Source organism: Ferrigenium straubiae (genome assembly GCF_051257895.1).
In the GTDB taxonomy this organism is placed as follows: Bacteria; Pseudomonadota; Gammaproteobacteria; order Burkholderiales; family Gallionellaceae; genus Gallionella; species Gallionella straubiae.
Genome location: NZ_CP194331.1, coordinates 2,325,511 through 2,339,766, shown reverse-complemented (window position 1 = coordinate 2,339,766; position 14,256 = coordinate 2,325,511). Strand labels below are relative to the sequence as shown.

Genomic DNA, 14,256 nt, shown 5'->3' with positions numbered 1-14,256 from the left:
ATATGGCAGAAGCAACCCCGGAGAAATGTTGCTCAACTCCATGCGACAAGATACAGTTGCGGCCTGAAATTTGTAGCTCATTTTATTTAAGCACATTTGGGGAGTCCGCGTGTTTGCAATCGTAGAAGCGGCCGGCTGGCCGATCTGGTTCCTGATCCTCGCATCCATCATAGCAGTCGGCCTGATCATCGAGCGTTCGGTTTTCCTGCGTGCGAACCGCATCGCCCCCCCTGCCCTGCTGGATGAAGTCATCAAGGAACTCAAGCAACGCGGCGTCAGCGAAGGCATGCTGGCCAGGCTGGCCGAAAGTTCGCCACTGGGACGCATCTTCGCCGCCGGCCTCAAGAACATAAAAAGTGCGCCCGAGGTGATGAAGGAATCCATTGAAGAGGCGGGGCGGGCAGTCACTCACGACCTGGAGCGCTTCCTGACTACCTTGGGCACGATCGCCTCCATCAGCCCGCTGCTGGGGCTGTTTGGCACCGTGGTGGGGATGATTGAAATTTTCGGCTCGCAAACCGCGGTGGGCAACAACCCAACGGTGCTCGCCCATGGCATCTCGGTGGCCCTGTACAACACGGCCTTCGGCCTGATCGTGGCGATTCCCAGCATGATTGCTTACCGGCACTTCCGCGCCCAGATAGACAGCCTGTCCATCGAAATGGAGCAGCAGGCGGTGAAGCTGGTGGAAATCGTGCACGGCCAGCGCAAGGGTTAGTCCATCATGCATTTCCGACGCGGGCGCAACCGTGAAGAGCCGGAGATCAACCTGATTCCGATGATCGACGTGCTGCTGGTGATCCTGATCTTTTTGATGGTGACCACCAGCTACGCCAAGTTCTCCGAACTGCAGATCAACCTGCCGCAGGCCGGCGGCGAAACGGTCGCCGAAGCGGCCAGGCCGATCAACATCGCAATAGACGCTTCGGAGCACTACGCCATCAACAACCAGGGGCTGCCCTTTTCCGGCGTGGATGCCCTGGCCGCCTCCCTGAAAAATGCCGCAGGTGACCAGGCCAACCCCACCATCGTCATCAATGCCGACGCCAAGACTCCGCACCAGTCCGTGATCAACGTGATGGAAGCTGCGCGCCTGGCGGGGTATGGACGCATTACCTTCACCACGCAGAGCCAGTCCAAGTAACGTGCACTGGTTGGAACGCCACTGGTACCGCATCACCCCGCTGCACCTGATTCTTTTCCCGCTCAGCCTGCTGTTTCGCGCGCTGGTGGCATTGCGCCGCATCCTGTACAGCATCCGCATGCTGCCCAGTTATAAATTGCCCGTGCCGGTCATCGTGGTCGGCAACATCAGCGTTGGCGGAACCGGCAAGACCCCGCTCACTCTTGCCCTAGCGCAGCAGCTTGTCGAGCGCGGCCGGCATCCGCTCATCGTCAGCCGCGGCTACGGCGGCGCCGCGCAACGGCCCCAGCAGGTCGATGCAGACGGCGATGCGCAACAAGTGGGCGACGAGCCGCTGCTGATGGCGCGGCGCAAGCTCTGCCCGGTGTGGATCGGCAAAGACCGTGCCGCCGCCGCACAGGCCGCGCTGCACGCACATCCGCAGTGCGACGTCGTGCTGTGCGACGACGGCCTGCAGCACTACCGCATGCAACGCGACGTAGAGGTCGCGGTCGTCGACGGCGAACGTCGCTTCGGCAACGGCTTCATGCTCCCCGCCGGTCCGCTGCGTGAGCCGGCAGCGCGCTTGCAAAATGTGGATGCGGTAGTGGCGAACGGCGGAGAGCCTTCGGCAGACCAGTATGCGATGCGCCTGTCGGGAGAGATTTTTTACAACCTGCTCGAGCCCGGCAAGACGGCTGCCGCCGAGCATTTTCGTTTGCTCAACAATCACGCCGTGGCCGGCATCGGGCATCCGCAACGCTTTTTCAGCCATCTTCAATCATTGGGGATCCCCTGCACGCCGCACGCCTTTCCCGACCATCACCCCTATTCCAGAGCCGACCTCGCCTTTGCCGATTGCGGCGCGATACTCCTCACCGAAAAAGATGCGGTAAAATGCGCCGCATTCGCCGACGCCCGATACTGGGTGTTGCGCGTGGATGCCCAGATCGACCCGGCCCTGGTCGACCATATACTGCGAAAGATAGAACCCCATGGACACAAAACTGCTTGATATCCTCGTTTGCCCGCTGTGCAAATCCCCGCTGGCCTATCAGAAGGCCGCGCAGGAACTGATCTGCAAGGCCGACCGGCTGGCCTTCAAAATCGAAGACGATATTCCGGTGATGCTGGCCGACGAGGCGCGCAAACTGACCGCCGAAGAAGCCGAAAATATAAAATGAACACCAAAAAAAACCGTAGCGAGCGGTTCGAGAGCAAGGCGCACGGAGCGCAGCGAACGAGGCATACCTCATGGGTAGGCGAGGAGCGAGCACCGCGCAACGCCGCTATCGAGCCGCGCAGTAGGTTTTGATGACCGATTTCCACGTCGTCATCCCGGCGCGCCATGCTTCCACTCGGCTGCCCGGCAAACCGCTGCTGCCGATTGCCGGAAAGCCAATGGTGGTAAGGGTTGCCGAACAGGCTGCGCAAAGCGGCGCGCAGCAGATATGGATCGCCACCGACCATCACACCATCGCCAACGTAGCGCACGAACACGGTTTCAAGGCCTGCCTGACCAGGGATACCCACGCCAGCGGCACCGACCGCATCGCCGAGGTGGCGGAACAGCATAGCTGGCCGGACGATACCATCGTGGTGAACGTGCAGGGTGACGAGCCGCTGATCCCGCCTGCGCTGATCCGCGCCGTCGCCGAACACCTGCACGATCACCCGGAATGCGCGATTGCCACGGCCTGCCACCCCATCCACGACGAAGCCTCGCTGCGCAACCCGAACATCGTCAAGGCGGTGCTCGACAAGGACGGCAACGCGCTGTATTTCAGCCGCGCGCCAATTCCCTGGCCGCGCGATGCATTCGCGCAGCAACAGCCGCTGCCCGCCGACCTGCCGGTGCTGCGCCATATCGGCATCTATGCCTATCGCGTGGGCTTTTTGCGCGCCTACGGCCGGCTTGCCCCGGCGGCAATCGAGCGCTTCGAGGCACTGGAACAGTTGCGCGCGCTGTATCATGGCCACAAGATTGGCGTGTTCGTGACCGGCGAGGCACCGCCGGCCGGCGTGGACACCGAACAGGATTTACATGCAGCACGGCAAGCTTTTGCCGCAACCATCAAACCCGAGGAGAACAAAAAATGAGACTGATACTGCTAGGCGCACCGGGCGCAGGCAAAGGCACACAGGCCAATTACATCAAGGAGAAATTCAACATCCCGCAAATCTCCACCGGCGACATGCTGCGCGCGGCGGTCAAGGCGGGCACACCGCTCGGCATCGCGGCCAAGAAGGTGATGGATGCCGGCGGCCTGGTCTCCGACGACATCATCATCAACCTGGTGAAGGAACGTATCAAGGATGCCGACTGCGCCAACGGTTTTTTGTTCGACGGTTTTCCGCGCACCATCCCGCAGGCGCAGGCGATGAAGGATGCCGGCATCCCGATTGACTACGTGGTGGAAATCGAGGTGGCGGACAGCGAGATCATCAAGCGCATGAGCGGACGCCGCGTGCACCTGGCCTCCGGGCGCACCTACCACACTGTATTCAATCCCCCCAAGGCGGCCGGCAAGGATGACCTCACCGGTGAGGACTTGGTGCAGCGCCCCGACGATGCGGAAGAAACGGTGCTCAAACGCCTCAACGTTTACCACGACCAGACCAAACCGCTGGTCGATTACTACTCCGCTTGGGCGAAATCCGGCGACGCAAAAGCGCCGAAGTACGCAAACATTCAGGGGGTGGGCAGTGTGGAGGCTATCCGCGACCAGATTTTCGCAGTGTTGGGCGGCAACTGATCGTGGCCGACAAGCCGGTGCTCACCTTGGAGGACGCCAAGCGCGTCGCGGCCGCGGCCGAGGCCGAAGCGCGACGCAATGACTGGCGCGTGGTCATCGCCGTCGTGGACGATGGCGGGCATCTGCTCTATCTGCAACGCGGCCACGACACCCAGTTCGGCAGCGTGGAAACGGCAATCCGGAAGGCCCATGCCGCCGTCGCGTTCCAGCGCCCCACCAAGGCTTCGGAAGATGCCGTGCTGGGCGGCCGTCTGATTCACCTTGCCCTGCCCGGCGTGATTCCTGCCGAAGGCGGCGTCCCGCTGGAAATCGATGGCATCATCGTGGGCGGCCTGGGCATCAGCGGCGTACGCTCGTTCCAGGACGGGCAGATCGCGGCAGCGGGCGTGGCGGCATTACCGAAAGGTTAGCCATGCCGGGGCGATACTCCCCTGCCGCACCTTCACCCGGATCAAATATTCCGCTTTTTCCCGCCGCTATGCAGATTGAGCGCCGCCGACTCGCTTTCCAACAACCCGGAAATGTGAAAGAATCCACGAATTGGAATTAACTGAATAGAGTGGGAAATGATCGACCGAGACGGCTACCGCCCGAATGTCGGCATCATTATCACGAACGACAAGAATCAGGTGTTCTGGGGCAAGCGGGTGCGGCAGCACGCGTGGCAGTTTCCGCAAGGCGGCATACAGCATGGCGAAACCCCGGAACAGGCGATGTACCGCGAGTTGCGCGAAGAAGTCGGCTTGATGCCGGAACATGTGAAAATTCTCGGACGCACCCGCGACTGGATGCGTTACGAGGTTCCGCAGGGATGGAACAAGCGCGAATCGCGCGGTAGTTACCGCGGGCAGAAGCAGATATGGTTTTTGCTGCGCCTGGTTGGTCGTGATTGCGATGTCTGTCTGCGCGCCTGCACGCATCCAGAATTCGATGCGTGGCGCTGGAACGATTACTGGCTGGACATCAATGCCGTAATTGAATTCAAGCGTGATGTTTACAGGATGGCGCTCAACGAACTGGTTCGTTACCTCCCAGCCTCCAATAAATAACGCCACATGTTTCGGGAACGAGTACGTAGTTAAACTTGATTGAAGGATAAGATTCATGAGTCGATTGTTGCGGCATGCCGCGCTGGTTGGGCTGTTGTTTACGGTTACCGGGTGTTCTACCGTCAAAAATACCAAGGATTCAGTCGTCGGCTGGTTCAATGGCAACGACAATACAAGTAGCACGAGCAGTACGCTTAGCACCACAAGCGGAACGAAGACGTCCGGCGACAGCTCCGGACCTTTACTCAAATATGGCGCCACAATGCGCGTCAACAAATATGCCGATCAGCGCAAGCAGGGCAATCCCCGCTTACTCGGGATAACCACGCAGCGTGTCCGCGGCGTGGATGGAGATCAGTTGCTGCTCGATCAGGAAATCGCGAATATCGTTACGACAGCCGTCAAGAAACGCTTCGATGGGGAAGGCTACCAGGTGCTGGAAGGCAGCAGCGCTGCCAATGCCCTGTTCGAAGTGACCGGGGTCATCAAGGACCTGACCCTGAACGTCAAGGAGCGCGATGAGATCAACATTGCGATTGAGACCACCCTGAAGGACGTGGCTACCGGAAAGGTGGTATGGTCGGGCATGGTGATGGAAAAGAACGACCGGTTTGCCGGTGTTTCCGGCAACAACAAGGACGACGTGGTCGCCTACCTGAACAAGGAGTTGCGCATTGCCACCACCAAGGCCGTGGAAGCGATCAGCGCATCGTTGATGGCATCACGACCGGAACTGTTCAATCTGACTGCCGGCACCAAGCCGATTCCCGGCGTAACGGTCTATACCGCTCCTGCTGCTGCCAGAAGTGTCTCGCCCGCCGCGATACCGGCTTATGGCGCGCAGCCGGCTGGCGACATTCCTCCGTCTGCCTACACGCCGCGCGCCAGCGCCACGTCTGGATTGCTGCTGGTGAATACCAACCCGCAGCGCGCCAAGGTGTATCTGGACGGGGTATATTACGGGATGTCGCCGTTGCGTCTGGAAATGGAGCCTGGCGTGCATGCAATCAGCGTGAAGCTGGAAGGCTACAAGATGGTCACCGAGAAAGTGTCGGTGCGCAAGGGCGACAATACTGAGGTGGAACTGAATCTCGAGCGTTAAGTCCGGCTGTTTGATGAAGTTTGACGGGCCCGCTTTGCGGGCCTTTGTTTTTAATGTGACTCGTCCTGAAAGAAGTTGACGCCTTTTCGACCAGGAAAAGGGGAAGTCAGATGGGAGCAGGAGTTAAGAGAACGCAGCGAGATTACACGCTGGCTTTTAAACTGGCAGTAGTCGAGCAAGTGGAAAAAGGCGAACTGACCTACAAACAGGCGCAGGACCGTTACGGGATTCAGGGGAGATCGACCGTCATGGTCTGGTTGCGCAAGCACGGTCGCCAGAACTGGGGAGCGATGGCATCATACGGTCGTATGAGTAACCAAGCCCAAATAGCCGGCAGCCAAGGGCTGACGCCGGAACAGCGGATCAAGGAGTTGGAAGTCCAGCTCAAGGAGGCGCGGGAGAAAGCCCAATTCTTCGAAGCGGTGATCGATGTTCTGAAGCAAGACTATGGAGTCCGCGTCGTAAAAAAGCCTGTGGGCAAGTCCTCGCGCAAAAGTCCGTTGAAGGACTGAACGTGTCGAGGGTTTGCCGCTACATGGGGATCAGCCGGCAGGCACATTACCAGTGGCAACATCGCCGGGCGCAGGAAGAAGCGAAGCACGAAACGGTGCTGGAACTGGTCAGGGCAAAACGCCTGCGCCAGCCCCGGCTGGGGACGCGCAAGCTGCACCACCTGATAGGCCCCGAGCTTGACGCCCACGGCCTTGGCATTGGCCGGGATGCGCTGTTCAATCTTTTGCGCGGTGCGCGCCTGTTGCTGCTCCCGCGACGGGCATACCACAAGACGACGCACAGCCACCATCGTTTCCGGCGCCATCCCAACTTGCTCAAAGCCGGTCCGGAGCAGGTTCGTGCCGAAGCGAGCGAGCAGGTCTGGGTTGCGGACATCACCTATCTGCCCACCCGCGAACGCTGTGTCTACCTGAGCCTGATCACCGATGCCTACTCACGCAAGATCGTGGGTTACCACGTCCATGACAGCCTGCACACGGCCCAAGTCAGCCAGGCCTTGAAGATGGCGCTGAAAGGGCGTTGTAGAAGCCAACCGGTGATCCATCATTCGGACAGGGGAATCCAGTACTGTGCCGACGAGTACCAGGCCATTCATCATAAACACGGGCTGATCTGCTCAATGACGGACGGCTACGACTGCTACCAGAATGCCTTGGCGGAACGGGTCAACGGCATTCTCAAGCAGGAGTTCCTGCTCCAGAAGCCGTCTGATCTGGCTCAGGCCCGGCGCATGGTCAGTCAATCCATTGCGATTTACAACACCGAGCACCCCCATCTCTCGCTACAATTGAAAACGCCCGATGAGGTTCATCGGGCGTCTATGTTGGCCAGCAATCAAGCCGGCCAATCCGTCATCACAGGTGTCAACCTATTTTAGGACGGGTCAATGCTTGCCGGTGCTGCCGAAGCCGCCGCTGCCGCGTTCGCTCAACGAAAACTCCTCCACGATATTAAACTTTGCCTGCATGACCGGCACAATCACCAGTTGCGCCATGCGCTCCATCGGCACCAAGGTAAAGGGTGTCTGGCTGCGGTTCCACAGCGAGACAAAAATCTGCCCCTGATAGTCGGAATCGATGAGGCCGACCAGGTTGCCGAGCACGACACCGTGCTTGTGCCCCAGGCCGGAGCGCGGCAGGATCATCGCGGCATAGCCTGGATCGCGAAGGTGGATGGCGATGCCGCTGGGAATCAGCTCGCACTGCTTGGGCTGGATCACCATATCCCGGTCGATGCACGCACGCAGGTCGATCCCCGCCGAACCGGAGGTGGCGTAGCCCGGCATGCTTTCATGCAGACGGGAATCGAGGATCTTTACATCCACCGGGATGTGCTTCATTTGCTTGCTCCTTCATAGCGTTGCGCAATGTGTTGCATCAATAGCCTGGCCTGCGTCAGCTTGCCTGCGCGCGGCAAGACATGGCTGCCGCTGTCATCGAACAGCACCAGTTCGTTTTCGTCGCTGCCGATGGCCTGTTGCGCGAAATTACCCACCAGCAGCGGCAGATTCTTCACGCAGCGTTTTTGCTCGGCATACTGCGCGAGATTCTCGCTCTCGGCGGCAAAACCCACGCAGAACGGCGGGTTCGGCAGTCCGGCGACATACGCCAAAATGTCCGGATTGAGCACCAGTTCCAGCGTGAGCGGTGCCACGCTTTTCTTGATCTTCTGCTCGCTCGGTTGCGCGACGCGATAATCCGCGACCGCCGCCACACCGATGAAAATATCGCAATCGCCGGCGCGTTGTTGCACAGCCTCGAACATCTGCGCGGCACTCACCACATCGATGCAGTTCGCGCCCTGCGGCCTGGCAAGCGCGACCGGGCCGGACACCAGCACCACTTCCGCGCCCTGCTCCAGCGCGGCCTGCGCGACGGCATAGCCCATCTTGCCGGAACTGCGGTTGGTGATGCCGCGCACCGCGTCGATCGCCTCGTAGGTCGGCCCGGCGGTGATCAGGATTTTTTTGCCGAGCAGCAGCTTGGGCTGGAAAAATGCCACGATGTCCTGCGCCAGATGCTCTACCTCAAGCATGCGCCCCATGCCCTCTTCGCCGCAGGCCTGCATCCCGCAGTCGGGACCGAGCACGCGCACGCCGTCGGCGAGCAACTGCGCAATGTTGCGCTGCGTCGCGGCGTTCTGCCACATCTCACGGTTCATCGCCGGAGCGACCAGCAGCGGGCAGTTGCGCGCCACGCACAGCGTGGAAAGCAAATCGTCCGCCAGGCCATGCGCCAGCTTGGCGATGAAATCCGCCGTTGCGGGAGCGATTACGATCGCATCGGCGTTGCGGCTAGGGCTGATATGCGCCATGCCGTTCGAAGCACCCATGTCCCACTGGCTGGTAAGTACCGGCCTGCCGGACAGTCCCTGCATGGTTGTGGGTGTAATGAAGCGGCACGCTGCCTCGGTCATCGCGATCTGCACCTCCATCCCCTGCTTCATCAGCAGACGCAACAGTTCCGCGGCCTTGTAGGCCGCAATACCGCCGGTAATGCCGAGCAGGATGCGTTTTGCGGGTTCTTGTTTCATAATGCCGCGCATCTTACAAGAAAGTTTGGCAAGAAAGCGAGGTGGTCATGGCAATCACCGACTGGCCAGAGGGCGAACGTCCGCGCGAGAAGTTGCTTCAGCGCGGCGCTTCATCATTATCCGATGCCGAATTGCTCGCGATCTTCCTGCGCACCGGCGTGACCGGCAAGAGCGCGGTGGATCTGGCACGCGAGCTGCTCACCCGCTTCGGCAGCCTCACCAAACTGTTCGCCGCCTGCGAAAAGGAATTTTGCGAAACGCACGGCATGGGGCAGGCGAAATTCGCGCAACTGCAGGCCGTGCTGGAAATGTCACGGCGCGCGCTGCAGGAGGAAATGCAGTGCGGCGATGCGCTCTGCTCGCCGCGCGCGGTACGCGACTACCTGCGGCTGCTGCTCGGCGGCCGGCAGCAGGAAGTCTTTCTGGCGCTGTTCCTCGACACCCAGCATCGCGTGATCGCTTCGGAGGAGCTGTTCCACGGCACACTCAGCCAGACCAGCGTCTATCCGCGCGAGGTGGTCAAGCGTGCGCTGGCGCACAATGCCGCCGCCGTGATCCTCGCGCACAACCATCCTTCCGGCGTCGCCGAGCCGAGCCAGGCCGACCAGCTCCTGACGACCGCGTTGAAACAATCCCTCGGTTTGGTTGACGTGCGCGTGCTGGATCACTTCGTGGTGGCAGGCGGGCAAACCCTGTCGTTTGCGGAAAAGGGGTTCATCTAGACTAGGCCTTTTGGCGTATTGACCATGCCGCACGAGGAGTAGATACTGCGACTAGTAATCAATAAGGGAGGCAGCAAACATGAAGCTGGTGCAATGGGTGTGTTGCGGAGTATTCGGAGCCTTGATGGCGGCGGGCACTGTTGCACAGGCTGAACCCCAAGGGGCTCCCAAGAAGGCCGTAACCAAAAAGGCCAAGCCTGCCGCCAAAAAAGCCGCAAAGCCGGGCGCACGCGCCTTGCAGGCGCAGCGCGAAGCGGCAGCGCGCGCCAAAGCCGAACAGGAAGCGCGTCAGCGTGCCGAAGCAGAAGCCAGAAAGCAGGCCGAAGCAGAAGCCAAACGTGCAGAGATCGAAGCGCGCGAGAAACCCATCAGGGATGCCGAAGAAATGATGAAGAACGGCAAGCCGGCCGATGCTTACGCATTGCTGGAGCCTCTGGAGTTCGAGCGTTCCGGCGAGGTGCGCTTCGACTACCTGCTCGGCATCGCCGCACTGGACAGCGGCAAGCCGGACAAGGCGACACTCGCCTTCGAGCGGGTATTGGCCGTTGATCCGAATTTTGCCGGAGCGCGCCTGGACATGGCGCGCGCCTATTACCAGCTCGGCGATCTGCCGCGCGCCCAAACCGAATTTCAGGAAGTATTGAAACAAAACCCGCCTGAGGCGGCGCGCATCACCATCCAGAAATATCTGGATGCCATTGTGGCCGCAGAACAGGCCAAGCAGACACGCATCAGCGGCTATGTCGAGGGCACCGTGGGGCATGACAGCAACATAGCCAACAGCAGCACCCAAACCTTTACGTTCGCCCCGACTTCGCCGTGGATCGGCTTCTTCCCCGGCAATCAACTGCCGCCGGCCGCCAAGCTGAGCGGCACTTACGAGGGCGTCAATGCTGGCGCCGAAATCAGCCACAACCTGAACGGCAATTGGGGGGTGTTTGCCGGCGCCGACCTGCGCCAGCACGGCAACATGACCCAGACCGCCTATGACACGGTCAGCACCGATGCCCGCTTAGGAGCAATCTACGCCGAGGAGCAGAATGCCTACAAACTGACGCTGACTGGCGGACAGTATTACACCGCCAACTCCATGCGCCGCGATTCGGTCGGCCTAAGCGCGGAATGGCAACATGTATTCAGCCCGGCCAACCAGATGAGCGCATTTGCGCAATATGGACAGAACCGTGCTGCCGGCGTCCAGCCGACCTCCCCGACGACGGATGCGCGCATCGAGGGTGACACCAATCAGGCTGTGGTTGGCGCCGGGTGGGTGCACATTATGGCGGATGGCAAGCAGGCCCTGTTTGGCAGCATTTATGCCGGCAAGGAACTGGATGTCGCACCGGTCATCTCCCCCGGCCTGCCCGACGGCGGCCGCACCGACGGCAAGAAGCGCTTCGAGGGATTGCGAATTGGCGGACAGGCCACTTTTTACGAACAACTGGACGGAATTGCCAGCCTGGGCTGGCAATCTGCGCACTACGGCAAACTGAACAACCTGATCATGGCCAACCGCAGCGAACAGCTTTATGACCTGACCGTGGCGGCAAACTGGCGGCTGGACAAGCTCTGGTCGGTCAGGCCGCAAGTTATTTTTTCCAGAAAAAATTCCAACATTTCCTTGTATAGCTTCGATCGCGCGGACGTTTCACTGACCATCCGCCGTGATTTCAGGTAACCATCTTTGCTTGAGGTGCCATCATGAAAATTAACAAACTACTCGCTTGCCTGGGGCTATCCGTTGTTTGTTTCACAGCGGCATCCCCGGTTTATGCTGCCGTAGCCGGGCATGTGCAGTTCGTCAACGGCGACGTGCAGGTCACCAACACGGCAGGACAGTCGCGCCCGGCACAAAAGGGCGATGCGATCAATGAAGGCGACACACTGACCTCCGCGCAGAAATCCTCTGCACAGATCAAGATGCAGGACGGCGGCTTCGTCGCGGTGCGCGAAGACACCAGGCTGAAATTCGACCAGTTCGTCTTTGCCGGCAAGGAAGACGGCAGCGAGAAGGGCTTCTTTTCCCTGTTCAAGGGCGGCTTTCGCGCGGTAACCGGCCTGATCGGCCGCATCAACAAGCAGAATTACAGGATCACCACCCCGGCGGCAACCATCGGCATCCGCGGAACGGATCATGAGACCTTTGTCATTGCGCCGGGGAGCCCGCTGGCGCAGATGGCGCCGACTGGAGCCTACAACAAGGTGAACGTCGGCGAAACGAGCATGACCACCGATAAGGGCACGATCTTCGTGCAGCCCAACCAGATGGGCTTTGCGGGTGGCATGAACCAGATGCCGCAATTGCAGCCGGTGAACACCAATGTGTTCACGGTTGGTGAGGCGCCTGCACCTGGTGCCAAGGTCGAGAAGAAAGAAGAAAAGGAAGAGAAGGCCGGAGCCAAGCAGGAAGAAAAAGCCGCCAAAAGCGGCAAGGAAGAAGGCAAGAAAGAGGAAGCCAAGGCTGAAGCAGCAGAAGGCGGCGCAGCCGGCGAAGAGGCTCCTGTCCGCGAGACTGCGGTAGTGGATGCAGCCGCCCCCAGCACAGGTGGAGCTCCCACCGCCGCCACTTCGACGATAGCGGCCACCACGACGGCTGAAATCATTGCGCCGCCAACCGGACTACAAGTCCAGACCACCACCACGCTTACGGCAGGGGGAACGACACTGAATCTTGTCTCAGGCACGGGTACCACCGCTGGGGGGCAGGTAATTACTCCTGGGGTAACTCCTGCTCCGGCACCGGTGCCGGTTGCAACCGCACCTTATGTGCAAAGCGACTTGGCAATGGCGCTCGTAACAAATAGCTCGAGTTACCTGAGCCCCTTCGTTCAGATGGGCACCCTGATCGCGAAACCGGCGGACCTGAACAATGCACTGCCTAATCCATCTTATATTGACCGTTATGCCGGAAAGGATGTGAACAGTTACGTCACCTACGCCCTGAACGGCACAACAACGGTCGGGCAGGCGACCACTACCTTGGCCAACGGCATCCAGTTCGGGAGGTGGGACAGCACCTCCGCACAATGGACAGCAGTGGGAAATACCAATTGCTGCGCTTGGCCATCTCCATCCAACACACCGGTCTATTCGCACTGGGCCGGCGGCCCGGCGGTCAATCCGGTCTATTTGCCGGAAGTGCTGCTTGGCACGGCAACCTATACCTTGGCCGGCGGCACCGCCCCAACAATCACCACGGTCACCACCCCCCCGGCAGTATCCCTGAGCTCTGCCTCCCTCTCGGTGAATTTCACCCAGCAGCTGGTGACGTTCAACCTGGCATTGAGCGTGGGCGGCACACCGTGGACCGCCAGCGCGAGCGGCGCCCCCTTGCAGATGATGTACTGGAACGGTGCCAAGACCGGGTTCAGGGCCTCGACAAACTTCGCAGCGATGACTGGCTGGGCGCCGCTGACGGTAACCGGTGCAACGGGAGGTGATGTCATCGGGCAACTAACCGGCAACGGCCTGGACGGCGCCATAATGTCGTATGTCTTGAGCGGCTCGGTAGGCGCTGCGGCCCAAGTGTCGGGCGTCGCAGCCTTCACCAGCACAGCGCAGAATACCGCGACGCCCTACCGGATTGCCGCCCTGTCCACCATCGACACGATCCCGGCAGGCCAGACCAATGCCGGTATGACAGTCCCGACGGAGAGAGGGGGATACAACAATGCCGCCAGCGTGCAGTTTGACGTGGCCGGCAATGCCATTCAGTTCAACGCCGACAAACCTTTCTCGAACGGCAGCGCCAACACCATCAACATTGGGACCGCCACCCCCGTCGGCCTGGGCACCGACCCCGTCTCCGGCATCAGCTGGGGACGCTGGCAGGGAGGCAACCTGGCGATCACCGACTTGGCTACCAACACGACGGCCAACCCCACCAACGTCAACTCGCACTGGATCACCGGCCCGACAATGACCGGCCCGGTCGATTTGCCAGTGTCCGGCACTTTCAACTACGTGCTGGCGGGAGGCACCGCGCCCACTGACTCGCTGGGCGGCGTGGGAACGCTGAACAGCGCCAGCCTGACCGCCAATTTCACCGCGCAGACCGTGGCTGTCAGCCTGGACGTGACTACCCCCAACGCGGGCAATCTGGTGGCCAGCGGAGCAAACATCCCCATCGAGCAGAAGAGTTTCTTCAACGCAGGCACGGCAAATGCGCCCAACGGCGGGGCAAACCTGGGCTCGCTGACGGTAACCTGCCCGGCAACCTGCCCCGGGGCAGTATTATCGGGCCATCTGGGCGGAGTATTCGTCGGTGCCGGCGGCATAGGTGCCGGAGTGGCATATGGCATGCAAAAGGATACCGTCATCGTCAACGGCGTAGCCGCCTTCCATCGCTGACATCCTTGGCAGCTAACACAGGCCCCGCGACGCGAGGCCTGTGTATTTGGCGAGAATGCGCACCGCAGTCAATCCCTGTAAAATCGCGCCCTCATTTACACTTTGCTAC

Annotated in this window: 15 protein-coding genes; 13 read left to right on the top strand and 2 right to left on the bottom strand. The window is 60.5% G+C overall.

Annotated features, from left to right (window positions below):
- The first annotated feature begins 109 nt into the window (after positions 1-109).
- The 10 genes from ACRRNM_RS11365 to ACRRNM_RS11320 all read left to right on the top strand — a co-directional run bounded on the left by ACRRNM_RS11365 (position 110) and on the right by ACRRNM_RS11320 (position 7,420).
- Positions 110-718, top strand: a complete 609-nt coding sequence (locus ACRRNM_RS11365; RefSeq protein WP_435628327.1) for a MotA/TolQ/ExbB proton channel family protein — start codon at positions 110-112, stop codon at positions 716-718.
- A gap of 6 nt (positions 719-724) precedes the next feature.
- On the top strand, positions 725-1,144 hold the full coding sequence (locus ACRRNM_RS11360) for an ExbD/TolR family protein (RefSeq protein ID WP_435628326.1): 420 nt from the start codon (positions 725-727) through the stop codon (positions 1,142-1,144).
- 1 nt (position 1,145) lies between these two features.
- The gene (lpxK, locus tag ACRRNM_RS11355) at positions 1,146-2,138 is read left to right on the top strand and encodes a tetraacyldisaccharide 4'-kinase (RefSeq protein WP_435628325.1); all 993 of its coding nucleotides are present in this window, start codon (positions 1,146-1,148) and stop codon (positions 2,136-2,138) included.
- Positions 2,119-2,307, top strand: coding sequence for a Trm112 family protein (locus ACRRNM_RS11350; protein WP_435628324.1), 189 nt, complete (start codon positions 2,119-2,121; stop codon positions 2,305-2,307). Before lpxK ends, ACRRNM_RS11350 begins: the two co-directional genes overlap by 20 nt.
- A 130-nt stretch (positions 2,308-2,437) precedes the next feature.
- Complete coding sequence (gene kdsB, locus ACRRNM_RS11345; RefSeq protein WP_435628323.1) at positions 2,438-3,223, top strand: 3-deoxy-manno-octulosonate cytidylyltransferase; 786 nt, start codon at positions 2,438-2,440, stop codon at positions 3,221-3,223.
- Positions 3,220-3,879 carry an adenylate kinase gene (gene adk / locus ACRRNM_RS11340; protein ID WP_435628322.1) on the top strand — a complete coding sequence of 220 codons (660 nt, stop codon included), beginning with the start codon at positions 3,220-3,222 and terminating at the stop codon, positions 3,877-3,879. Before kdsB ends, adk begins: the two co-directional genes overlap by 4 nt.
- Before the next feature lie 17 nt (positions 3,880-3,896).
- Positions 3,897-4,289 carry a GlcG/HbpS family heme-binding protein gene (locus tag ACRRNM_RS11335; RefSeq protein WP_435628321.1) on the top strand — a complete coding sequence of 131 codons (393 nt, stop codon included), beginning with the start codon at positions 3,897-3,899 and terminating at the stop codon, positions 4,287-4,289.
- Between the two features lie 156 nt (positions 4,290-4,445).
- Entirely contained in the window at positions 4,446-4,928 is a 483-nt protein-coding gene (locus ACRRNM_RS11330) for an RNA pyrophosphohydrolase (protein ID WP_435628320.1), read from the top strand.
- A gap of 262 nt (positions 4,929-5,190) precedes the next feature.
- Positions 5,191-6,030, top strand: coding sequence for a PEGA domain-containing protein (locus ACRRNM_RS11325; protein ID WP_435628319.1), 840 nt, complete (start codon positions 5,191-5,193; stop codon positions 6,028-6,030).
- A 110-nt stretch (positions 6,031-6,140) separates the two neighbouring features.
- Positions 6,141-7,420 (top strand): IS3 family transposase gene (locus tag ACRRNM_RS11320; protein ID WP_435626763.1). Its coding sequence is split into 2 segments (ribosomal slippage): positions 6,141-6,507 and positions 6,507-7,420, totalling 1,281 coding nucleotides; the frame shifts between segments, so codons are not numbered across the junction.
- A gap of 6 nt (positions 7,421-7,426) precedes the next feature.
- Here ACRRNM_RS11320 and dut read toward each other — a convergent pair.
- Positions 7,427-7,882, bottom strand: a complete 456-nt coding sequence (dut, locus tag ACRRNM_RS11315) for a dUTP diphosphatase (RefSeq protein WP_435628318.1) — start codon at positions 7,880-7,882, stop codon at positions 7,427-7,429.
- On the bottom strand, positions 7,879-9,075 hold the full coding sequence (coaBC, locus tag ACRRNM_RS11310) for a bifunctional phosphopantothenoylcysteine decarboxylase/phosphopantothenate--cysteine ligase CoaBC (protein ID WP_435628317.1): 1,197 nt from the start codon (positions 9,073-9,075) through the stop codon (positions 7,879-7,881). The genes dut and coaBC overlap by 4 nt, the downstream gene beginning before the upstream one ends.
- Before the next feature lie 47 nt (positions 9,076-9,122).
- Between coaBC and radC the strand changes: the two genes are divergently transcribed.
- From radC to ACRRNM_RS11295, 3 genes are all read left to right on the top strand, one after another.
- Positions 9,123-9,797 (top strand): RadC family protein, encoded by a 675-nt coding sequence (gene radC / locus ACRRNM_RS11305; RefSeq protein ID WP_435628316.1) that lies wholly within the window; start codon positions 9,123-9,125, stop codon positions 9,795-9,797.
- Between the two features lie 79 nt (positions 9,798-9,876).
- Positions 9,877-11,475, top strand: a complete 1,599-nt coding sequence (locus ACRRNM_RS11300; protein ID WP_435628315.1) for a surface lipoprotein assembly modifier — start codon at positions 9,877-9,879, stop codon at positions 11,473-11,475.
- 23 nt (positions 11,476-11,498) lie between these two features.
- Positions 11,499-14,147 (top strand): FecR domain-containing protein, encoded by a 2,649-nt coding sequence (locus ACRRNM_RS11295; protein WP_435628314.1) that lies wholly within the window; start codon positions 11,499-11,501, stop codon positions 14,145-14,147.
- Positions 14,148-14,256 lie beyond the last annotated feature (109 nt).